This window comes from Ureibacillus yapensis (assembly GCF_003515775.1).
GTDB classification, from domain to species: domain Bacteria; phylum Bacillota; class Bacilli; order Bacillales_A; family Planococcaceae; genus Ureibacillus; species Ureibacillus yapensis.
This window is the reverse complement of the sequence record NZ_QWEI01000015.1, coordinates 1-23,367: the sequence shown is the minus strand read 5'-3', so window position 1 is coordinate 23,367 and position 23,367 is coordinate 1. Positions and strand designations below refer to the sequence as shown.

Here is a 23,367-nt window from a genome sequence, read left to right as displayed (position 1 = left end):
CTAGATGAAAGCAACAGGAATTGTCCGTAGAATTGATGATCTAGGTCGTGTTGTAATTCCCAAGGAAATTCGAAGAACGATGCGCATTCGTGAAGGAGATCCTTTAGAGATTTATACAGACCGTGAAGGCGAAGTTATCTTAAAAAAATATTCACCGATAAATGATTTAGGCGAATTTGCAAAAGAATATGTCGACTCCTTATATGAGACAATTGGAACGCCAGCGTTAATTAGCGATCGTGATGAAATGGTTGCTGTGTCTGGTTTGTCCAAAAAAGACTATTCCAATCGTCGTTTATCAACGTTTGCCGAAGAATTTATGAAGCAGCGTTCGGTTATTATGGAAAAAAATGAAACAACTATTGAACTTGTTCCTGGTCAATTCGAACAAGTAAAGTCATATTGTGTTGCTCCGATTATTACGAACGGTGATGCGATAGGTGCAGTATATCTGCTTTCGAAAGTTCACTTTATCAGCGACGTAGAACAAAAAGCAGCTGAAACAGCGGCAAATTTTCTAGCAAAACAAATGGAAAACTAAAAGCAAGTGAAAAACGTCTCTTCAGGAAGGAGGCGTTTTTTGGTGTCTCGCTGAAAATGCCGGCTCCTCCGCTTTTCTTATGTCTAGCTGCGAACGCCAGCCTCTCGACCGTTTCGGTACCTTCCCACGTGTGTTGAGCACACTCGTCAGGTCCCTCCAACGGTTATCGAGGCTAAACGGGCGTTCTCCGCTTTTCATTATGTCTAGCTGCGGCGGAAGAACCGCCCGCAAGGACAAAGAGCGTCCTTTTGTCGGTTCTTCCGCCGCACATGGATGTGCAAGTGCCGACAATGCCATAGGATGTGGCGTTGTTGTCGGCCAGCACTTTTCGGAGCTAGAGGGCGTTCTCCGCTTTTCTTTATGTCTAGCTGCGGCGGCTAGCTCCTCGACAACTTCAGAACCGCCCGCAAGGACAAAGAGCGTCCTTTTGTCGGTTCTTCCAGTTGTGTCGGAGCTGAACAAGCCGCCTCCGCTTTTCTTATCATGCATGATATAATAGTGGCTATATAATGGGGGATTAGAATAAAATGGGAAACAATTTTGGGATGAAAGGGTATATGAAGGGGGCCCTGCTTTTAACAATAGCTGCTTTGATCGTTAAAGTGTTAAGCGCGGTTTACCGGGTACCCTTTCAAAATCTAGTAGGAGATCAAGGCTTTTATATTTATCAGCAAGTATATCCTTTTATTGCATTCTTTGTTGTGTGGACTTCGGGGGGATTTGCTGTCGCTCTCTCCAAAATGCTGGCGGATGCCGAAATTTACCAAGATATAGAACAAAGGAAAAGTTTAATCTCTCGAACGGTCTTTCACTATTTAACGATTCTTTCTCTACTCTTTTTTATTGGATTATTTTTCGGTGCGGAATTCCTTTCAAAAATGATGGGCGATGAACAGCTGGCTTCTTTACTTAGGACAGGTTCCTTTGTGACGCTCTTTATGCCCATTTTGGCATTGCTGAAAGGGAGCTTTCAGGCGAAAGCGGAAATGAAACCAGTTGCTTATGCGCAAATATTTGAACAGTCGATTCGAGTAGCAGTCATTTTAATCGGCTCCGTTGTCATCATGGAGACCAACAAATCACTCTATGCAGCGGGAAATGCAGCCATTTTTGGTACAGTGGTCGGTGAAATCGCAGGAGTTATTTTATTGCTTTATTACATGAGAAAATCAAATATTCTTCCAAAGAAGGCAGCCAAAAAAGAACGAAAGTGGCCGATTCTAAAGGAAGTTACGATTTTAAGTCTCAGTGTTAGCATGAGTAGTTTGTTGTTGCTCTGTTTTCAGTTGATTGATTCTTTTACGGTATATTCCATTCTGCTGGATAACGGGCTTGGCAAGATTGAAGCAATGGAAATGAAGGGCATTTATGATCGAGGGCAGCCTCTTGTCCAGCTTGGGGTCGTGATTGCTTCTTCGCTTTCCCTCGCAATAGTCCCTTTGGTTGCCTACCAGTCAAAAAAACAAAATGGCCGTGGAGCAACACCATTTATTCAATTGACTTACCGCGTTTCTCTAATATTGGGTGTAGCTGCTTCCGTAGGGTTGGTCATTGTTATGCCATATGTGAATACCATGTTGTTTGAAACAAATGCATTATCAGAGGTATTAATGGTTTATGTATTGCAGATTATCCCGCTATCAATTATCTTAACGTTTACCGCCATGCTGCAAGGGATGAATAGATTAAAAATACCGGCATTCATCCTATTAGGAGCAATTATATTAAAAGCACTAGGCAATCACTTATTGATTTCAAAAATAAATGTATTGGGCGCATCGATTGCAAGCAATTTGGGACTATTCATCTGTGCCGGATTGTTGATTGTCTATTTAAAAAAGTTATTAACGGTAAAGCTCGCAAGTCGGGAATTCTACATAAAATTAATTATTGCCAGCGGAAGCATGATTATAGCGGTTGTTGTTCTGGAAAATCTCATGAAATTTTCCGCAAATCTTCTTTCTGGGCGAACCGGTGCAGTCATCATTGGAGGATGTTTAATAGCGGCAGGTGCATTTGTCTTTTTAACGATTGTTGCAAAATCACGAATGCTGGCAGAAAAAGAATGGTTCTTATTGCCTTTTGGGCGAAGAATGGCTGCATATCAGCTATTATTAAATAAAAAGAAGAAATAAGGTGAACATATGCATCAGTTAACGGTTATTGGCCTAGGGGCAGCAGAGCTTGATCAGCTGCAGATAGGCGTTTATAAAAAGTTGAAGTCCGCGCAAAAAATCTATGTTCGAACAATGGATCATCCGGTAATTGCTGAACTGCAAGAAGAAGGAATTCAATTTGAGAGCTTTGATAGCGTATATGAAAAACACGATACCTTTTTTCCTGTTTATGAGGAAATTGCAGAAACGCTAATTGAAGCTGCAGAAGCGGAACCGGTGATGTATGCGGTTCCGGGACATCCTTTGGTTGCCGAGCAAACGGTGCAATTATTAATCGAGGCAGAGAAACAGGGCAAGATATCCCTTAAAATAGAGGGGGGCCAAAGTTTCTTGGACCCGATTTTCGGGGCTTTGAAAATCGATCCAATCGATGGATTTCAATTGTTGGATGGGACAAGTTTTTCAATCCACGATGTAAACATGCAATCTCATGTCTTAATTGCGCAAGTCTATGACGTATTCAGCGCATCGGAGGTAAAACTTTCCTTGATGGAAAAATATCGTGATGATTATCCGGTGACAATTGTGACAGCAGCAGGTTCATCAGCAGAAAGCTTAAAGACCGTTCCTTTATATGAACTGGATCAATCAGTAGAAGTAAACAACCTGACAACTCTTTACGTTCCACCCGTTGAAGATGATTTGGAGGCACTTCGCGATTGGAGGACCTTCCGAAAAATTGTGGCAACATTGCGTGGACCAAATGGCTGTCCGTGGGATCAAAAACAAACGCATGAAAGCTTAAAAAAGTATTTGCTTGAAGAAGCGCATGAGTTTTTGCAAGCCATTGATGAAGAAGACGATTTCGGGATGGTAGAAGAACTGGGTGATGTATTGCTGCAAGTCTTTTTACATGCCCAAATTGGTGAAGATAGCGGCTACTTCAACCTGGAAGAAGTACTTGCTTCAATCAGCGAGAAAATGATTCGCAGACATCCTCATGTTTTCGGGGATGTATCGGTTCAGGATGCAGACGAAGTGGTCGCCAACTGGAATGCGATCAAAAAACAAGAAAAAGGGGAACAAACAGGTTCACTCCTAAAAGGAGAGTATCGTGCAGCTTCCTCTCTTCAAACTGCTTATAATTACCAGAAGAAAGCGGCGTCGGTCGGATTTGACTGGCCGAATGAGGATGGCGCTTGGGAGAAGTTTATCGAGGAATGGAATGAATTCAAAGAAGAAGTAACAAACGGAAACCCTGCCAGCCGTTTGGATGAACTGGGCGACGTATTATTTACGATTGTGAATATTGCCCGTTTCTATAAAATCTCTCCAGAAGAAGCAATGATTCATGCAAACGCAAAATTCGCACGAAGATTCCTCTATGTCGAAGAAAAAGTGGTTAACAGCGGAGCAGAATTCCAGGACTTCACATTAGAGCAATTAGATGCTTTTTGGCAGGAAGCAAAAGTGTTAGAAAAAAAGGAGAACCAATAAATGCGTATAGATAAATTTTTAAAAGTCTCGCGATTAATCAAAAGACGTACATTGGCTAAGGAAGTAGCGGACCAAGGAAGAATTACAATTAACGGAAAGGTAGCAAAAGCAGGTTCTGCAGTGAAAGTAGGCGACGAGCTGGCAATCCGTTTCGGCCAAAAAATTGTAACGGCACGTGTAGAAGACTTGCGGGAAAACGTCCGCAAAGAAGAAGCGGCCAAGATGTTCACAATCCTCAAAGAAGAAAGGCTTGAAAAAATCGAACCCCAATTCATTGATGATGAAGACTAGAAAAGCGGAGAACGCCCGCTCAGTATAAAAACTATTAATAAATCTCCAATAACTACCATGGGAATATATTACATTAAATAAATTTCTAGAGCATGACACTAAATTGTTGTCATGCTTCTTTTCTTTTTTGCATAAAGTGAACAGAACAATCACAAAGAAGCGAAGGAGGAACAATATGACACTACATCAAGAAAGTAATCGTTACACTATGACATCTGGTGACCATCTTGTGACAGTGCGCAATCGAAAAAGAATGGACATGACTTCCGTAAAGGAAATTGAGCGTTTTGATCAAGAAGAATTTTATATTCGGACAGCTCAAGGACATTTGCTGATTCGTGGCGAGGAGCTGCGTATTGTCCATTTAGACGTGGATAAAGGATTATTGACTTTAGAAGGAAATGTGAAACTAGTGCAGTATGATGATGAAGAAAATGGGTTATCAAAAGGCTTCCTCCATAAATTATTTGGATGACCATAAATGATCAAGTTGTAAGCATACTAATCATGGCGCTTAGTGGAGTATTGGTGGGTGCAATTATCGATTGTGTTCGCTTTACACTAGGCGCTTTAAACCCCAAATCGATTTTTAGAAAAATGGGTTATGGGGTAGAGCTTATTGTATGGGCGCTTTTAGGAGCCCTTACATTTTATATTTTATTTACAGTAAAGGGTGGAGCGTGGCGGTTAGTTGACCCATTGGCACAAATTTTAGGAATCTTTTTGTATGAATCAATTTTTCAGCCGTTTTTCCGTTTTGTAGGACGAGTCTTTATTTTCCTCATTATTAGACCTATAATTGGTATCTCAAGATTTACCTTTTTCGTGGTAAAGGGTATAATTGGACTAGCTATTCGTATAATTTTGTTTTTATTGCGTCCTTTTTACAAGATTTATATTAAATTCTTTAAAAGGCATATAGTAAATTTTAATGTAAAAATTAGAAGGACAATCTTTAAAAAAAATTGAATTAAACGTATAATAGAATGTAGAGACTTTTGGAGGTGACGAATATGGTTAAGCGTCAAAAACATCAAAATAGTAATGTTCGAACGCTTGAAAATGACTATGTTCGATCATCAGACAGCAAAGCGCAATATAAGAAGCAGAAAAAAATCCGTTATCGCAGAAGAATGCTTGCTTTTGGCGTCATTGCTGCAGCGGTGATTGTTTTCTTGGTAAGCACGTACATTACCCAGGAACGACGACTGGCTGAAAAACAGCAGCAAAAAGAAGAAGTTGCCGCTAAATTGGAAGAAATCAAAGAACAGCAGGAAATGTTGGAACTCCAAATCGCAAAACTGGAAGATGATGAATATATCGCTAAATTAGCCCGTAAAGAATACTTTTTATCAGACGATGGAGAAATAATTTTCACGATTCCCGATGATGAAAAAGACAAGAAGTCGAACTGACAGTACAAATAGTGAAAATGAAAAGCGGCAAAAAAATCGCTTTTAAACGATTATAAATGTGTATTTCGTGCGTTATAAAAAGAGTTGTCTTGTTGACACTCTTTTTTTGTTAGTTATAATAAAAGATAAACGTGATTTAATTTCGCACGTTATACTAAATTTGACAACTGGCTTTTTTAAGCCGCTTAAATTTTAAGGAGGAGCATTTTTTTTATGTCAATTGAAGTAGGCAGCAAAGTACAAGGTAAAGTAACAGGAATCACAAATTTTGGAGCATTCGTTGAGCTGCCAGATGGCAAAACAGGCCTGGTTCACATTAGTGAAGTTGCAGACAACTATGTTAAAGACATCAACGAACATCTTAAAGTCGGAGATGCAGTTGAAGTGAAAGTGATGAATGTTGAAGCGGATGGTAAAATTGGTTTATCAATCCGTAAAGCAAAACCTCAAGCGGAAAGACCAGAACGTCCTGAACGTCCTCACCGTCCACGTCGTGATAACAATCGTTCTAATGATCGCAATGGTCCAGCAAAAGAGAATTTTGAGCAAAAAATGGCACGATTCCTAAAAGATAGTGACGAACGTCTTGCAACTTTAAAACGTGCAACTGAGTCAAAACGCGGTGGCCGCGGAGCTAGAAGAGGGTAGTTTGCTGTCTGTTTTAATCGTAGAAAAAGTGTGACATAGATGTAAGACGGATTATGTGAAGTTCCCGCATAATCCGTCTTTTTTAAGTTTCACTTTAGCGTTATGCAAAATCGCACCATTCTCCCTGCTGAAAATCGCAAGGATTTTTGAGTAAGGTAAAACGACTAAAATCGAGCCTGTGAACCATAAAATCGCAAGACCCTTTTGTTATTTAACAACTTCAACGTCTCCAAATCCCCCCTTTTTTGAAAGCGCTGTATTCCATTGACCATCCGAATCTATGAAAACAGTAGCCCCCAATTGCGTTCATTCATTTTTCCGACAAGATTTAAGATTTGTTGTCTTATTGGGCATTGCGTCGAACACTTTTTTTCTATTATTTCACTACTAGACAAATTTTACAGACATTTCTTTATATAATTGGCGCTAACACTATTTATATAAAAGGGGATGTCTAAATTGGCAAATATTGAGATGATGAATGAAAAGGCGTCAGGGCTAAGTTTCTCGGAACGGTTCGCGATGAAGAAAGCTAGTTTCATGATCCATGTTTTTTTTCTCTTGTTGGCGTTTTTCCTATCACGGGCAGTAATGTTTGAAGCAGCCGTTCCATTTTTATTGCCTTTATGGGCAATTGTCAAACAAAGATATGAAAACGCGAAGTGGACGGTTGTTATAGGCGGTTTAGTTGGAGCATTTACATTAAGCATGGGACAAGCATTTATTTTATTGGTTCAACTTGTTATGTATGAATTGATTGTCCGCTTTAAGTATTGGAAACTGCCAACCGGGATTGCCGTGGGGCTAGCCATATTTTCTGGCCAATTTATATGGCAAGGCATCGTTCATGTAGGAGTTCCGCCTTTAATTGTCCAACTTTATATATACTATGAAGTCGTACTGGCCTTCATCATGACAATCTTTGTCAAACTGTTTTTTGTTCAACCGCATCGTTTTTGGGCGGCGGGTTGGAGTTATGAACGAGTAGGTGCAGGGTTGGTCATCCTTGCCATGGTGTTGACGGGGATGCAATCCATTGTGGTCTCTTATTTTGGCATGTATCCATTTTTGCTCCATTTAGCGATTTGCATCGCCGCTATTACGGGCGGCGTTCCAATAGCGGCGATGGTGGCGACCATTGTAGGAGCTTTGGTTGGCGTTGCGAAACTTTCGTTTACTGGGATGATTTCGGTTTATGCCATGACCGGCGTGGTAGCAGGCCTATTTGGCAGGGCAGGGCGGATCGGAATTGTAATGGGAAGTATTGTTCCAAGCGTATTCTTCTTCTTTTATGATGCGACACTTCCTCTCGATACGGTGTATTTTGTTTCCATCGCTATTGCAGGGATTGTATTTTTTGCACTTCCAAAGAGCATGTTTACATTTCTATATGATGCCATCCATCCCAGGCGTGACGAAGTGTTGCTTCAGCGTCAGCAGTGGTTGACGGAGCATACAACCGAAAAGATCGAATCCTTTCAAACCTTCGTTCTGTTTATGAAAGAGTTGGTGTTTGACCGTTTTACTTCAACCGAAACAGTGGATGAAGTGCGGAAAATTGAACCATGTGTCACTTGTATGAGTTGTTTTCGCTATGATAGCTGCTGGGGAACGCAAAATGCCATGGAACCCGTGATTGCTGACTGGTTTGTTGCAAGGGCCGGCATTAAAGAATCCGACCAAATCCGGGCGGAAAAGCGAATCAAGGCAAAATGCGTAAAGCCTACAAGATTATTGGAGGAGCTGGATCATCAACTTTATACAGATAAAATGAATGGACAATTTTATCACGGCAAAAAAATGATTGCCCTGCAATTAAGGGACTTAAGCAATCATCTGAATAAGTTAATGGAGGATATGAAAGATGAGACACTCTCCTTTAGAACCATTGAAGAAGAATTGGAGCAGCAGTTTAAGCGTGCGCATGTCCAATGCTTCCAAATAGATGTACTGAATAATACGATAGGGGAGCGGGTGGTCATTTGCTCTTTTGCGCAAAAGAACCACAGTCATGAAGAGCAATATTTGCTTTGTGAACGGATTGTCCTGCCTATTTTATATGATGTTTTTTCTGAACCGTTCCAAGTGGAAAAGATCACGGATCAAAAAAATCCGTTTGCCCATGTACAAATCCGTTTTCGTTCGGCAGTCCGTTATGAAATAGAGTATGATATATACAGTAGAGCAAAGAATTCCGCATGGGTATCGGGTGACACGCATGCGATTTTCCATATTCATCCGGGATTGGTCGCGGTCATGCTTTCCGACGGCATGGGCCAAAGCCGTGAAGCGCAGCGTGAAAGCAGGCGTTTAGTACGTTTAATGAGAGAGTGTTTGAGTTATAATATGAATCCGGAAACGGCCATGCACACTTTACACTATGTTATGTCGCTCAATAGAGAAGTAGACATGTATGCGACGATCGATTTTGCATTGGTCGATTTGCAAAAAGGATCCTTGTGGTCATGGAAAGCCGGCAGTATGTCGACGTATATACTGCGGGGAGAAAAACTGCTGAAAGTGGACGGAGCCGCAGCACCGGTAGGATTTATGCCTGTTTTCTCCATTGAAACGGAAAAAGTAAATTTACTTGCCGATGATTTTGTTGTCATGGTATCGGATGGTGTATTCTCTAGTGAGTACGATTGGGAAGAACAAGAGCGATATTTGGTAAATTTATTAAAAACACGCATCCAAAGTGATTTGCCAATTGAAGTAATATTATATGATGTAATGGAACAATTCGGAAATGTGTACCCTGTTGATGATGATTGCACAGTCATTATGTTTACAGTGAACCACGTAGTCCCGAAATGGGCGGTTTTTAGCCCTTTAAGTAAAGAAATTTCATGAACTTTATTCAGTGGAAGACTCCACTGAATAAAGTTCGAGCCTCCGGCGGATGCTACAGATTTTTAAAGGAAGTTTACGTTGAAGTTAGCCTAAGGTCGTCGCGTCCTGCGACAACGGCTAACTGACCTGCATCGTGCAGGCCCGAGCTCGATAAAATCTGGGCGGGCATGTTTACTGTACCGAAAGCGAAGCGACAGGTACACATGTTTTGGCTGTACCGAAAGCGAAGCGACAGGTACACATGTTTTGGCTGTACCGAAAGCGAAGCGACAGGTACAAATACGCCAAGGCGAATTTGATTAGGAGGTGAGAAGATGTGTCATTTGAACTGAAAGTCCAAAAATATATAAAAGAGCAGCAGCTGATTGATAAAGGAGACCGTCTTCTCATTGCTTGTTCAGGTGGTGTTGACTCGATGGGGTTAGTCCATTTTTTCAAGAATTTCAAACAAAATTTGGAAATAGAATTGTTTGTTGCGCATGTGGACCATATGCTGAGAGGAGAGACTTCCAGGGAAGATCGGCAGTTTGTAGAAGATTTTTGCCATCAACACGATATCCCTGTATTCAGCACGTCCATCCCCATTCCCAAATTACTTCAAGAAGAAGGAGGGAATTCACAGGCCCTTTGTCGAAGAGAACGTTATGGGTATTTTAAAGAATTGATGGAAGAATACCAAATCCAAAAACTCGTGACTGCCCACCATGCAGATGATCAGCTGGAATCCATTTTAATGGCATTAACCAAAGCAGGGACACTCAGTGGCATGAAGGGCATGTATACAAAAAGGGACTTTTCTATCGGATCAATTATTCGCCCCTTTTTATCGGTTACCAAAGAAGAAATCAGGGAATATTTAGAAGAAAATGGAGGAGGGTATCGGGAAGATGCGAGTAATGATAAAGATGACTATACGCGCAATCGTTTCCGCCATCATGTTGTTCCCCTCCTGAAAAAGGAAAATAACTTTGTTTCTTCTCATGCAGTGCAGTTTGCGCAAACCCTGCAGCAGGACGATGACTTTTTAAAAACATTGGCATGGGAGCGTTTTCCCCATATTGCCAGACAAAATGGAAGCCGGTCATTCACTGTCAAAATTCCCTTGCTTCAAAAAGAACCAGTTGCTTTACAAAGAAGAATCATTTTAATACTATTAAACTATCTTTACCAATCGAATAACAACGAAAGTTATAGGATGATTTCGTCGATTTTAAATTTATGCAGTACGGTTCATGGAAGTGCAACCCTTCATTTGCCAGAACAGATTATTGCGAAACGATTTTATGAGGAAATTGAGTTTACGGAAGACCGCAAAACTATTCATCCATCCATTGGCTTACAACAGGTCTGTCTGGACGGGTGGACGCAACTGCAGAATGGCCTTCGATTATACATAGGAGAAGCCTCTAATGTAGTCCATGCGCAAGAACACCACACAAAGAAGTTTTATTTCAATTCACAATGCATCCCAGCTCCATTCTTTATAAGAGCAAGAAGAAAGGGAGATCGCATCTCTTTAAAAGGAATGGACCAGCCAAAAAGAGTATCTCGGTTATTTATCGATGAAAAAATTCCGCTTGAACTACGGGCGAACTGGCCATTGCTTGTTGACGGAAAGGACGAAGTGGTTGCAGTGTTGGGTTTGCGGGTAAGCAACAAGCTTTCCACCCATCAACAAGATGGAGACGATTCCATTCTTCTTTTTTCGAGTAAAAATAGTTACGATTCTTCACTAAATTAAGTTATGATAGAGATAAGGAAATTTACGAAATCTTTACAAAGTAAAAAGGTTGTAATTTTTTATAAAAAGTTGAACAAACAAGATTAAAGTCTTAAACAGTTGAACACATTTTAAAAGGTATATGCATTAAGGTGTTTAAATTCAAGGAGGAACCACCATGATTCAAAATGATATTGAAAAAATCCTACTAACAGAAGAACAAATCCAAGCAAGAATTGCCGAACTTGGAGCTCAATTAACAGAAGAATATAAAGAACAGTTTCCGTTGGCGATTGGCGTTTTAAAAGGAGCTGTTCCGTTTATGACAGACTTAATGAAACGTTTTGAATCATACATTGAAATCGACTTTATGGATGTATCAAGCTATGGGAATGCAACTGTTTCATCAGGAGAAGTAAAAATCCTGAAAGATTTGAATACAAGTGTAGAAGGCCGCGACGTAATCATTATCGAGGATATTATTGATAGCGGGCTAACATTAAGTTATTTAGTAGATTTATTCAAATACCGCAAAGCAAAGACAATTAAAATCGTAACACTTTTGGATAAACCGTCGGGACGTAAAGTTGACCTTAAAGCAGATGTAGTTGGTTTTGAAGTCCCGGATGGTTTTGTGGTTGGCTATGGATTAGATTACGCAGAAAAATATCGCAACTTACCTTATATCGGAATCCTGAAAAAAGAAGTATATTCCTTCTAATATTTCAATTTTTGTGTACTTTTGGACAAAAGTTGTAATTTAATCAATTTACCGGTGCTTTTCGTTTTATGAAAAAATAATGGTATGTTAAGATTTTACTTATAGTTTTTCTGTTATGTTGTGAGGAGGCTGGGGATGAATCGAATATTTCGATACACCATATTTTATTTACTAATTTTTCTCGTGATCATCGGTATTTTTGGAACTTTTAATGGAGGAAAAGCACCTTCAAAAGAGCTGACGTACGGTGATTTCTTAAATGCATTAGAAACAGGTCAAATTGAATATGCCAATATTCAACCAGACGCCGGAGTACTTGTGGTTGAAGGAGCATTGGAAGGGTATGCGGAAGGCGAAACCTTCACTGTCAATCTCCCGCAAGATAACCAAGCATTGATGACGCAGATTAATGCGGCGGTGGATAATAATCCAGAAATCAATTGGCTTAAAGCCCCGGAAACAAGCGGGTGGGTCCAATTCTTTACCGGCATTATTCCCTTCATCATCATAATCATTTTATTCTTCTTCCTTTTGAGTCAATCTCAAGGCGGCGGCAATAAAGTGATGAACTTCGGTAAAAGCAAAGCGAAGTTATATGATTCTGAAAAGAAAAAAGTTCGATTTAACGATGTTGCCGGTGCAGATGAAGAAAAGGCTGAGCTGGTGGAAGTGGTCGACTTCTTGAAAGATCATCGCAAGTTTACAGACATGGGTGCCCGGATTCCTAAAGGTATTTTATTGGTAGGTCCTCCGGGGACAGGTAAAACATTGCTTGCCCGTGCAGTTGCTGGTGAAGCAGGCGTGCCATTCTTCTCGATTTCAGGTTCTGACTTTGTAGAGATGTTCGTCGGTGTCGGTGCCAGCCGTGTGCGAGATCTATTCGAAAATGCAAAGAAAAACGCTCCATGTATTATCTTTATTGACGAAATTGATGCAGTTGGCCGTCAACGTGGCGCCGGTTTAGGTGGGGGCCATGATGAACGTGAACAAACATTGAACCAATTGCTTGTTGAAATGGACGGTTTCGGTGCAAATGAAGGAATTATCATTATTGCCGCTACAAACCGCCCGGATATTTTAGATAAAGCGTTATTGCGTCCTGGCCGTTTTGACCGTCAAATTACGGTTGGCTATCCGGATGTGAAGGGTCGTACAGCAATCCTGAAAGTCCATGGCCGAAACAAGCCGTTATCGGAAGACGTGGATTTTGAAGCGGTTGCACAACGTACTCCAGGTTTTTCGGGGGCGGATTTGGAAAACTTGCTGAACGAAGCTGCTTTAGTTGCAACTCGTAAAGGCAAAAAGACGATCGATATGCTTGATATTGATGAAGCATCAGACCGTGTGATTGCAGGTCCTGCAAAAACAAGCCGCGCTTATACAGCCAAAGAAAAGAAATTGGTTGCTTACCATGAAGCAGGGCACGTTGTTATTGGTTTGGCACTTGACTCGGCCGAAAAAGTACACAAGGTAACGATTGTACCTCGAGGCCAGGCTGGTGGTTATGCCATTATGCTTCCAAAAGAAGAGCGTTTCTTCTCTACCACAAATGAGTTATTGGACCGTATTGCCGGTTTGCTTGGTGGGCGTGCTTCGGAAGAAATCGTATTGGGCGAGGTTTCAACGGGTGCGCACAATGACTTCCAAAAGGTAACCAATATTGCACGAAAAATGGTTACGGAATTCGGTATGAGTAAGCTCGGCCAATTGCAATTTGGTTCATCATCAGGCGGCAACGTCTTCCTGGGGCGTGACTTCAATTCCGAACAAAACTATTCAGAAGCGATTGCTTATGAAATTGATAAAGAAATGCAAACGATTGTGAACGCACAATATGAGCGTACAAAGAAAATCCTTACTGAAAAACGCGACTTGCTTGATTTAATTGCCAATACGTTGCTTGAGCATGAAACATTAAATGCAGAGCAGATTGAACATTTACGTGATTTTGGCAAGCTTCCTGAAGTGAAAGAAGAACCGGAAGTATTGAAAGTAAACGACGCGCAGCATTCAGAGGATGCAAAAAACGAACCAAATAACATAAGCATTGAAAAATCAGGTTCATCGTCTATCAACCAAGAGGTTTCCGGAGAATCCAAAAGCCCAACAGCAGAGGATTTACCGAGAGAAGACAGGGATTCAAACGATGAGTCAAATGGTTTTAGGGAAGGTAAAGGAAAGTAATTTTCCAGACCATTCCGGCTAATTTATGGCTGAATGAGTATTCTACAAAAAGAGTACTCATTCAGTTTTTTTGTTTTCTGGGAAGCCAAATTGATTGATTTAACTTTTTCGCCGCATACTGTTTATGAATCAGTGTGTAATGGAAGTAAAATATGATATTATTGCTAAAAATGGACAAATTGAGCGTGATAAAATGATTCTTGTATTGAATGTTGGGAATTCGAATATTACATTGGGTGTATACGATAACGATCAATTGAAACACCATTGGGAAATGGAAACAGATCGCCATAAAACTGTTGATGAGTATGGAATGCTGGTCAAAGCATTTTTTTCCCATGTCGAAATCGACTTTGAGGATGTAAAGGGAATGATTATCTCTTCTGTCGTACCTCCGATTATGTATGTATTAGAAGAGATGTGCAGAAAATACTTTCGTATCAAACCGCTTATTGTAGGTCCCGGTGTTAAGAACGGGTTGAACATTAAATACGAAAACCCGCGTGAAGTAGGCGCCGACCGAATCGTAAATGCGGTTGGGGCTCTTGATGAATATGGAGGCAAAGGTCCTTTAATCATTATTGATTTTGGTACAGCCATTACATATTGTTATATCAATGAAAAGGGAGATTATATGGGAGGAGCGATTGCACCAGGCATCGCAATATCCACGGAAGCCCTTTATAATCAAGCGGCTAAGTTACCGCGCATTGAAATTTCCAGACCTCCCTCCATTATTGGGAAAAACACAGTCTCTGCCATGCAGGCTGGTGTTATTTATGGATTCGTCGGGCAAGTTGAAGGCATTGTTAGCCGTATGAAAGCGAATAGTAAAGGGGAACCGCTTGTGATTGCCACAGGTCGTTTAGCAAAATTAATCGCAAATGAGACGACGTTGATCGATGTTGTCGATGAATTTTTAACATTAAAGGGTCTGTACTTGATTTATAGACGAAACCAATAAGAAAAGAGGCTAGAAAGCAGCATGAGGGATTATTTAATACGGGCAATAGCATATGATGGAAATGTCCGCGCGTTTGCAGCCAGAACGACGAACACCGTTGCGGAGGCGCAAGTAAGACATGATACTTGGCCGACAACTACAGCTGCCCTCGGTCGATCAATGACGGCTGCAGTGATGATGGGTGCCATGCTGAAAGGCGAGGACAAATTAACTGTTAAATTGGAAGGGAACGGTCCAATTGGTCCCATGATTATTGATGCCAATGGGAAAGGACACGTCCGTGGTTTTGTAACGAACGGACAAGTGCATTTTGATTTAAACGATGCGGGAAAACTGGATGTAAGCCGGGCTGTAGGAACAGAAGGGGCGCTAACTGTCGTAAAGGACCTAGGCTTGCGGGACATGTTCTCCGGGCAAATACCGATTGTTTCAGGGGAGATTGCAGAAGATTTCACCTACTACTTTGCCGTGTCTGAACAAGTGCCTTCCTCTGTTGGATTAGGTGTATTGGTCAACCCCGATAATACGGTGTTGGCAGCAGGTGGTTTTATCATTCAATTATTGCCGGGTTGTGATGAGAAAACGATTTCCGATATTGAACAGCATCTGCAAACCATTGAACCAGTATCCACAATGATTGAAAAGGGCTATACACCGGAACAAATTTTGCAGATGGCCCTTGGTGAAAATAAGGTGCAAGTGCTCAGCCAAACACCAGTTGAATTTAAATGCAGATGTTCTAGAGAGCGTTTTGGAGCGGCGATTATGAGTCTAGGTGCGCAGGAAATACAAGAAATGATTGATGAAGATGGCGGAGCGGAAGCGGAATGTCATTTCTGCTTAGAGAAATACTACTATGATCAAGAAGCACTTGAAGGTTTTATCGATGAAATCAACAAAAAATAACTATCAACCAGCCAACCAAGCACCCATTTCAAGGCGCAGACTCAAAACAAAACCAACCTTGACTCTAATCGCAATTCTCCTGATCGGCAACATTTTCTGGTTTATTCTTTGGATTTGGCCAAATGGCAATAAAGTTAGCGGTGGCGACGAAATTGTCGCTACCATTGGCAAAGAAGAAATTTCCCGCCAAGATTGGATGGCGGCCATGGAGAGCAGATACGGAAAAGAAACGCTCCAAACTTTAGTGAATGAAGCAGTGATGGAAAAAGCGGCAAAAGAATATGAAATAAAAGTAACCGATGAAGAAATCGATTTGGAAATTGCCCTCTTACGATCTGCCCAAGACACCACGGATACAACGATACAAGAGTTAACAGATCAGCAATTGCGTCAAAAAATTCGCGCCCAGCTCATTTTAGAAAAAGTGCTGACTAAAGATGTGTTAATAAATCAGGAAAAAGTAGCAGACTATTACGAGGAGAATCAATCCCTTTACAATATTCCCACTACTTATCGGACAAGCATAATCATCGTGGAATCAGAAGATGAAGCAAAAAGCGTTAAAAAGGAATTGGATGAAGGATCGGATTTCAATGTGCTCGCACGTGAACGTTCACTTGACGCAACTTCAGCGAGTCTGGGTGGGGATATTGGGTTCATTACAACATCCCAAACCAATATAGATTCAAGTATCCCAAAAGCTGTGGAGAAATTAAGTGCAGGAGAAATCAGCGAACCGTTTGCCATGAAGGACGGACGTTATGGAATTGTTTCTGTTGAAGAAGTGAATGAAGGCAAGTCGTTTACATACGAGGAAGTAAAAGAACAAATTAACCGTGTTTTAGCGTTGGAACAATTACCGGCCAGCATCACGCCGGAAACTTTCTGGAAAGAATTCGAAGCGAAATGGTTCTATGGTGAAGCATAAAACCATTATGTTAAATATTCTCAATATTTCGTGCCTTACTATTGACATAAAGTATAGGAAGTTGGTAATATATTAAGTAGGGAAAACCTATTAAAATAGTAGGTATTATGGAAAGGGATGACGAGTGTGAGTAAATTGTATAATTCAGTTACAGAAGTAATAGGGCATACACCGATTGTAAAATTGAACCGTGCAACAGGTGAAAACGAAGGCAATGTGTACGTTAAATTAGAGTTCTTTAACCCAGGCAGTTCTGTTAAAGACCGTATTGCGCTTGCAATGGTCGAAGCTGCAGAAAAAGACGGTACATTAAAACCGGGTGGAACAATTATCGAACCAACTTCAGGCAATACAGGGATTGGGTTGGCGATGGTTGCTGCTGCGAAAGGCTACCGTGCGATTTTAGTAATGCCGGAAACAATGAGTATTGAACGTCGCAAATTACTTCGCGCTTATGGTGCAGAATTAGTTTTAACACCTGGTCCAGAAGGAATGAAAGGTGCTATTGCCAAAGCAGAAAGCTTAGCAAAAGAAAACGGCTACTTCTTGCCGCAACAATTCGAAAATCCAGCAAATGCTGAAGTGCACCGCCTAACAACTGGTCCGGAAATCGTGGAAGCATTCGATGGCGTTAAGTTAGATGCTTTTGTTGCCGGAATCGGAACTGGCGGTACAATCACGGGTGCTGGTGGCGTATTGAAAGAGAAATACCCAGAAATCGAAATTATCGCAGTGGAACCAAAAGACTCTCCTGTTCTTTCAGGCGGAAACCCAGGTTCACACAAAATCCAAGGAATCGGTGCCGGCTTCGTGCCAAAAGTTTTAAACACTGAAATTTATACATCGATCTTCACGGTTGATAATGAAACTTCTTTTGAAGTAGCTCGCAAAACAGGACGCGAGGAAGGAATTCTTGTTGGTATTTCTTCTGGTGCAGCAATCCATGCAGCCATCGAAACGGCAAAACGTCTTGGCAAAGGATCAAACGTTTTAGCAATCGTTCCATCGAACGGTGAGCGTTACCTTTCAACAGCTCTTTATAATTTCGAAGACTAATCATCAAAAATTATTTTGGCATTACCTTTTCCGGGTAATGCCTTTTTTCTTTGTTTAGAGTTTTCGCATTGGAGAAAAGCTAGTCTAAGGAAGACGGAAAATAATTTTATCGAGGGATAAGCATTTGGAATATATATATAATGCAAAAATGATAAAATGAGTAGAGTTATTAGAACAAATTCCTTGGGAAATATTTTATCAAGAGAGTATTTCCTTTAACGGCATCTAAACAGTCAGAAAAGAGGGGAAGCTATGCTTTCAAAATATCCAAAACCACTTATTCTCAACAACATTGCACTTGATTATCAAAGAGAAACATTTGTGATGGGAATTTTAAATGTTACGCCGGATTCTTTTTCGGACGGCGGAAAATATGACTCCATTGAAACAGCAGTGCGGCATGCGAAGGAAATGGTGGCCAATGGAGCAAAAATTATCGATGTTGGCGGAGAGTCGACGCGTCCAGGATATACAAGAATTTCGGATGATGAAGAAATCGCACGGGTAGTTCCTGTCATAAAGGCGTTATTAAAAGAAGTTCCTGCAATCATTTCAATTGATACATATAAATCTGCAGTTGCAAAAGCGGCTGTGGAGGCTGGCGCCCATATAATCAATGATATTTGGGGAGCCAAGGCAGACCCTGTAATGGCCAAGGTAGCAGCGGAGCTGAATGTGCCCATTATTTTAATGCACAATCGAAAAGATAAAATCTACCAAAATTATTTTGAAGATTATTTAAATGATCTCAAGGAGAGTATCGATATTGCGAAAAAAGCAGGCGTACCGGATGAACATATTATTTTGGATCCGGGCATCGGCTTTGTTAAAAACCTGCAGCAAAGCATAGAAACCATGCAGCGCTTGGATGAACTGGTGGAAATCGGCTACCCGGTACTGCTTGCTACTTCCCGTAAACGCATGATTGGCACGATTTTAAACCTGCCTTTAAATGAACGCGTCGAAGGAACCTCTGCAACCTGTGCGTACGGTGCCATGAAGGGATGCCATATTGTACGCGTTCATGATGTAAAAGAAGTGGCGCGCACAGTTAAAATGATCGATGCTTTAATGGGGAAATTCGAAGTTAACGAGGAATTGCCTTCAAGACACTAAGACTACAAGGAGAAACAGGATGGATTATATCTATTTAAGGGAAATGCAATTTTTTGGCTATCACGGTGTGTTGGCTGAGGAAACCATTCTTGGACAACGGTTTAAAGCAACCGTTTCATTGGCGGTAGATATCCAAAAAGCAGGAAAGACAGATGAGCTCGGGGATACAGTCAGCTACGTCGGTGTGTATGATGTATGCAAAGAAGTGATTGAGGGGAAACCGTATAAATTGATTGAAGCCGTAGCTGAAACAATTGCAGCCAAAATATTAACTGCTTATGAAGGGCAAGTATATGGCTGCAAGGTAGAAATCATCAAGCCGGATCCCCCAATCCCTGGGCATTATAAAGAAGTGGCAGTTGAGATTGTAAGAGGCCGCTATTATGAATAAAGTGTATTTATCTTTGGGGACTAATATTGGAGACCGGGAACAAAATTTAAAAACGGCCGTTGGGATGCTGCAAGAGACACCTGGAGTGAGTGTGGTAAAAGTTTCATCAATCTATGAAACGGCACCCGTAGGATATACAGAACAGCCTTCATTTTTTAATATTGCTCTTTATGTCGAAACAACTCACGCTGCTTTGGAGATGCTGAAAATATGCCAATCTGTTGAGAACGAACTAGGCCGTGTTCGGGATATACGGTGGGGTCCGCGTATTATAGACCTTGACATTTTGCTGTTTAATAACGACAATATTAAAGTTCAGAACTTAACGGTTCCTCACCCTCGAATGTTTGAAAGAGCATTCGTACTGGTCCCGTTAATGGAAATTGCAGATAATGCCCAAACGCCGCAGCTTCAACAGGCGAAGTTTAGTCTGGAACGTATGGATCTTGCGGAGGAAGGGATTTTGAAATGGAAACTAATCCGTGATGTGTCGGATTTTGTACAGTAAGATCAATCGACTTTTATATAGAAAATAAAAAACAATTGTTTCAAGAAGGAGGAGGAAGGATTGGCTACAGAAAAAAAGCCATTTCAAATCGGCGATATTGTATTGGATAACCGTGTTGTTTTGGCGCCTATGGCCGGAGTGTGCAATTCAGCGTTTCGCCTAACCGTTAAAGAATTCGGAGCGGGTTTGGTCTATGCCGAAATGATTAGCGATAAAGGATTGGTTCAACGCAACCAAAAAACATTGGATATGCTTTATATCGATGAACGCGAAAATCCACTGTCGCTGCAAATCTTTGGTGGAGATAAAGAAACCCTGGTGGAAGCAGCAAAATATGTAGATAAAAATACGAATGCGGATATTATCGACATCAATATGGGCTGCCCGGTGAATAAAATCATAAAATGCGAAGCCGGCGCCAAGTGGCTTCTCGATCCAAATAAAATCTACGAAATGGTCTCAGCGGTAGTAGAGGCTGTCGATAAACCGGTTAGTGTAAAAATGCGCATTGGCTGGGACGACGAGCACATCTTTGCAGTGGAAAATGCCCAGGCAGCCGAGCGCGCAGGGGCATCAGCGATTGCAATGCATGGCCGAACACGTGTCCAAATGTACGAAGGAAAAGCGAACTGGGAAATCATTAAGGAAGTAAAGAAACATATCAGCATTCCATTCATCGGAAACGGCGATGTTGAAACGCCACAGGACGCAAAACGCATGTTGGATGAAACGGGTGTAGATGCTGTGATGATTGGCCGTGCTGCATTAGGGGATCCTTGGATGATTTATCGTACCGTACATTATCTGGAAACAGGCGAGTTAAAACCGGAACCATCCGTGCGAGAAAAAATGGATGTATGTTTGCTTCACTTTGAACGCTTAATGCAGCTGAAAGGTGAAGGGGTTGCAGTCCGTGAAATGCGTAAGCATGCTTCCTGGTATTTGAAAGGAATCCGCGGAAACGGCAAAATCCGCAATGCCATCAACCAAATGGAAACGGCGGCTGAATTGCGTGCTCTATTAAATGGAGTAGCAGAGGAATTAGAAGATCAACAATCTCCAGCAGAAGCAATTTAGTGGAAAAGGGCATCTTTCTATCATCTTGATATGGAGATGCTCTTTATTTTGTATTGCATAACCTATATTATTGAGAAGAGTTCAAAAACGACTTTCAGAAAAATACAACATTTAGAAAATGTGATAAAATCAATTGAAAGAGATGAAGAGTGCAAGAAAATTGTGTACAATAGGTACATTATGGATAAAATGAACGCTAATAGAACAACACTCCAATAGACGGTGATCTGTTGAAGAAAAAGAGGGGTCTATAAAGCAGGCACCCTTTCGTTGAGAACAATTGAAAAGCGCAAAATACAAGGAGTGAAATACGTGTCAAACATTGAAGAATTAAACGACCAACTTTTGGTGAGACGCCAAAAGATGACCAATATTCGCGAAAGCGGCATGGATCCATTCGGAAGCCGATTTGAACGCACACATTTATCAAACCAAGTAGTGAAAGAGTTCGATCAATATTCAAAAGAAGAATTAGAAGAGAACCTGCATGAAGTGGTAATTGCCGGACGTATCATGACAAAGCGCGGAAAAGGAAAAGCCGGCTTTGCCCATATTCAGGATTTAGCAGGACAAATTCAAATTTATGTTCGTAAAGATCATGTTGGTGATGAACAATACGAATTATTTAAACAAGCGGACTTGGGAGATATCGTAGGAGTTCGCGGGAATGTTTTCCGTACGCAAGTGGGCGAGTTATCCGTAAAAGCGGAGGAATTCATTTTCTTAACAAAATCGCTGCGTCCGATGCCGGAGAAATTCCATGGCTTGCAAGACGTAGAACAACGTTACCGCCAACGTTATTTGGACTTAATGACAAATGAAGAAAGCAAAAAGACATTCATTACACGTTCCAAGATTATCCGTGCGATTCGAAACTACTTGGATGGCCAGGGCTACTTGGAAGTGGAAACGCCAATGCTGCATACAATTGCCGGTGGTGCTGCAGCCCGTCCGTTCATCACACATCACAATGCGCTGGATATGGAATTGTATATGCGTATAGCAATTGAATTGCACCTTAAACGTTTAATCGTTGGTGGACTTGAAAAAGTATATGAAATTGGACGCGTCTTCCGTAATGAGGGTATTTCTACTCGTCACAACCCTGAGTTTACAATGATTGAATTGTACGAAGCATATGCAGACTACCGTGATATTATGGAATTGACTGAAAACCTAATTTCCCATGTAGCACAAGAAGTTTTAGGTACAACAACGGTTCAATATGGGGAAGACCAAATTAATCTCGCACCAGGCTGGAAACGACTTCATATGGTAGATGCCGTTAAAGAAGCAACAGGCGTCGACTTCTGGAAGCCGATGACGAAAGCAGAGGCACAAGCTTTGGCAAAAGAACATGGCGTCGAGATTAAAGAAGCGCATGAAGTGGGACACATTATTAATGAATTCTTTGAACAAAAAGTAGAAGAAACATTAGTGCAACCTACATTTATCTATGGCCACCCAGTGGAAATTTCGCCATTAGCGAAGAAAAATCCGGAAGACGAGCGCTTCACGGACCGCTTCGAATTGTTTATTGTACGCCGTGAACATGCAAATGCCTTTACGGAACTTAACGATCCAATCGATCAAAGAGAGCGTTTCGAAGCGCAATTGGCGGAAAAAGAAGCAGGTAATGATGAAGCGCATGAAATGGATAATGATTTCATCGAAGCTTTAGAATACGGTATGCCGCCAACAGGTGGACTGGGAATCGGCATCGACCGTTTAATCATGCTTTTAACGAACGCACAATCCATCCGTGATGTGCTGTTGTTCCCAACAATGCGTCATCGTGATTAATGGGGAAGAGATAGATAACTGATCAAATAGAAGAAGATAAGCAGGAGTCGCCGTGCGAAGAAGCACGGAACGGCTCCTGCTTTATTTCTGAAGAATCATCTTGAATAAATTGCGCAAAAGATTTGAGCGTGGCTTCACTCACGTCGGGTTAATTTCAAGTTTTTAAGTATACGGTTAATAATAAGATTTCCTCTGCCGTTTAAGAATCTACCGTAAACCTTCGTGCATAAGCAGACTGCAGTCTCTTTGATTATGTATTTATTTTTATAGAGAGTATCAAGTGTATAAAAGTTTAATAGCGTTCTCCAGGCAGCTCTATTTTCGAAGTGAGATTGTTGATAATAGATATTCATTTAGTTAAGGGTTTTTCTTTTTTGAAGTTTTTTTTATAAAACACTTGAATATATCTTTTGAAGGTGATATATTAATAAACGTCGCTGAAACGCGATGTGATTTCAAAAACATATTTTCAAAAAATATATTGACAAAGTATATTTGAAAATGGTAAAGTTAAAAAGTTGCAATTCAGAGCGACAAAATATATTATAAAAAAGTGTTGACAACGAATGAGTTAACAAGTATAATATAAGAGTTGCTGTTAGAAAGCGACGAAATGAACCTTGAAAACTGA

Annotated in this window: 22 protein-coding genes; 21 read left to right on the top strand and 1 reads right to left on the bottom strand. The window is 41.0% G+C overall.

The features are described 5' to 3' along the window. Positions 1 to 4 precede the first annotated feature (4 nt). Entirely contained in the window at positions 5 to 541 is a 537-nt protein-coding gene (spoVT, locus tag D1B33_RS17430) for a stage V sporulation protein T (RefSeq protein ID WP_118877692.1), read from the top strand. Between the two features lie 21 nt (positions 542 to 562). Here the strand turns inward: spoVT and D1B33_RS17425 are convergent, their stop codons facing one another. Then, positions 563 to 1,003, bottom strand: a complete 441-nt coding sequence (locus D1B33_RS17425) for a hypothetical protein (protein WP_118877691.1) — start codon at positions 1,001 to 1,003, stop codon at positions 563 to 565. Between the two features lie 65 nt (positions 1,004 to 1,068). Between D1B33_RS17425 and D1B33_RS17420 the strand changes: the two genes are divergently transcribed. The 20 genes from D1B33_RS17420 (at position 1,069) to lysS (ending at position 22,736) form a co-directional block, all read left to right on the top strand. Further along, complete coding sequence (locus tag D1B33_RS17420; protein ID WP_118877690.1) at positions 1,069 to 2,676, top strand: putative polysaccharide biosynthesis protein; 1,608 nt, start codon at positions 1,069 to 1,071, stop codon at positions 2,674 to 2,676. 9 nt (positions 2,677 to 2,685) lie between these two features. Continuing rightward, positions 2,686 to 4,155 (top strand): bifunctional methyltransferase/pyrophosphohydrolase YabN, encoded by a 1,470-nt coding sequence (yabN, locus tag D1B33_RS17415; RefSeq protein ID WP_118877689.1) that lies wholly within the window; start codon positions 2,686 to 2,688, stop codon positions 4,153 to 4,155. After that, a complete protein-coding gene (locus D1B33_RS17410) occupies positions 4,156 to 4,446 on the top strand; it encodes an RNA-binding S4 domain-containing protein (RefSeq protein WP_118877688.1) in 291 nt (96 codons plus the stop codon). Positions 4,447 to 4,621: 175 nt separating this feature from the next. Next, positions 4,622 to 4,921 carry a sporulation protein YabP gene (gene yabP / locus D1B33_RS17405; RefSeq protein ID WP_118877687.1) on the top strand — a complete coding sequence of 100 codons (300 nt, stop codon included), beginning with the start codon at positions 4,622 to 4,624 and terminating at the stop codon, positions 4,919 to 4,921. Continuing rightward, positions 4,918 to 5,415, top strand: coding sequence for a spore cortex biosynthesis protein YabQ (gene yabQ, locus D1B33_RS17400; RefSeq protein ID WP_118877686.1), 498 nt, complete (start codon positions 4,918 to 4,920; stop codon positions 5,413 to 5,415). The genes yabP and yabQ overlap by 4 nt, the downstream gene beginning before the upstream one ends. A gap of 44 nt (positions 5,416 to 5,459) precedes the next feature. Continuing rightward, positions 5,460 to 5,861, top strand: a complete 402-nt coding sequence (locus D1B33_RS17395) for an FtsB family cell division protein (RefSeq protein ID WP_118877685.1) — start codon at positions 5,460 to 5,462, stop codon at positions 5,859 to 5,861. Between the two features lie 213 nt (positions 5,862 to 6,074). Further along, the gene (locus tag D1B33_RS17390) at positions 6,075 to 6,509 is read left to right on the top strand and encodes a S1 domain-containing RNA-binding protein (RefSeq protein WP_118877684.1); all 435 of its coding nucleotides are present in this window, start codon (positions 6,075 to 6,077) and stop codon (positions 6,507 to 6,509) included. Between the two features lie 459 nt (positions 6,510 to 6,968). Continuing rightward, positions 6,969 to 9,362, top strand: coding sequence for a SpoIIE family protein phosphatase (locus tag D1B33_RS17385; protein WP_118877683.1), 2,394 nt, complete (start codon positions 6,969 to 6,971; stop codon positions 9,360 to 9,362). A gap of 316 nt (positions 9,363 to 9,678) precedes the next feature. Then, a complete protein-coding gene (gene tilS, locus D1B33_RS17380; RefSeq protein ID WP_118877682.1) occupies positions 9,679 to 11,103 on the top strand; it encodes a tRNA lysidine(34) synthetase TilS in 1,425 nt (474 codons plus the stop codon). Positions 11,104 to 11,260: 157 nt separating this feature from the next. Then, positions 11,261 to 11,803: a hypoxanthine phosphoribosyltransferase gene (gene hpt, locus D1B33_RS17375; RefSeq protein WP_118877681.1), complete on the top strand. Its 543-nt coding sequence runs from the start codon at positions 11,261 to 11,263 to the stop codon at positions 11,801 to 11,803. A gap of 135 nt (positions 11,804 to 11,938) precedes the next feature. Continuing rightward, positions 11,939 to 13,987 carry an ATP-dependent zinc metalloprotease FtsH gene (gene ftsH, locus D1B33_RS17370; RefSeq protein ID WP_118877680.1) on the top strand — a complete coding sequence of 683 codons (2,049 nt, stop codon included), beginning with the start codon at positions 11,939 to 11,941 and terminating at the stop codon, positions 13,985 to 13,987. Positions 13,988 to 14,180: 193 nt separating this feature from the next. Beyond that, positions 14,181 to 14,951: a type III pantothenate kinase gene (locus D1B33_RS17365; RefSeq protein WP_118877726.1), complete on the top strand. Its 771-nt coding sequence runs from the start codon at positions 14,181 to 14,183 to the stop codon at positions 14,949 to 14,951. 21 nt (positions 14,952 to 14,972) lie between these two features. Beyond that, entirely contained in the window at positions 14,973 to 15,857 is an 885-nt protein-coding gene (hslO, locus tag D1B33_RS17360; protein WP_118877679.1) for an Hsp33 family molecular chaperone HslO, read from the top strand. Further along, positions 15,838 to 16,785: a peptidyl-prolyl cis-trans isomerase gene (locus tag D1B33_RS17355; RefSeq protein ID WP_118877678.1), complete on the top strand. Its 948-nt coding sequence runs from the start codon at positions 15,838 to 15,840 to the stop codon at positions 16,783 to 16,785. Before hslO ends, D1B33_RS17355 begins: the two co-directional genes overlap by 20 nt. 126 nt (positions 16,786 to 16,911) lie before the next feature. Beyond that, complete coding sequence (gene cysK / locus D1B33_RS17350; protein ID WP_118877677.1) at positions 16,912 to 17,841, top strand: cysteine synthase A; 930 nt, start codon at positions 16,912 to 16,914, stop codon at positions 17,839 to 17,841. 252 nt (positions 17,842 to 18,093) lie between these two features. Next, positions 18,094 to 18,957, top strand: coding sequence for a dihydropteroate synthase (gene folP, locus D1B33_RS17345; RefSeq protein ID WP_118877676.1), 864 nt, complete (start codon positions 18,094 to 18,096; stop codon positions 18,955 to 18,957). Between the two features lie 19 nt (positions 18,958 to 18,976). Then, the gene (folB, locus tag D1B33_RS17340; RefSeq protein WP_118877675.1) at positions 18,977 to 19,348 is read left to right on the top strand and encodes a dihydroneopterin aldolase; all 372 of its coding nucleotides are present in this window, start codon (positions 18,977 to 18,979) and stop codon (positions 19,346 to 19,348) included. Then, a complete protein-coding gene (gene folK, locus D1B33_RS17335; protein ID WP_118877674.1) occupies positions 19,341 to 19,856 on the top strand; it encodes a 2-amino-4-hydroxy-6-hydroxymethyldihydropteridine diphosphokinase in 516 nt (171 codons plus the stop codon). Before folB ends, folK begins: the two co-directional genes overlap by 8 nt. Before the next feature lie 60 nt (positions 19,857 to 19,916). Further along, the gene (gene dusB / locus D1B33_RS17330) at positions 19,917 to 20,933 is read left to right on the top strand and encodes a tRNA dihydrouridine synthase DusB (RefSeq protein ID WP_118877673.1); all 1,017 of its coding nucleotides are present in this window, start codon (positions 19,917 to 19,919) and stop codon (positions 20,931 to 20,933) included. 303 nt (positions 20,934 to 21,236) lie between these two features. Beyond that, complete coding sequence (lysS, locus tag D1B33_RS17325) at positions 21,237 to 22,736, top strand: lysine--tRNA ligase (protein ID WP_199677448.1); 1,500 nt, start codon at positions 21,237 to 21,239, stop codon at positions 22,734 to 22,736. The last annotated feature ends 631 nt before the right edge of the window (positions 22,737 to 23,367 follow it).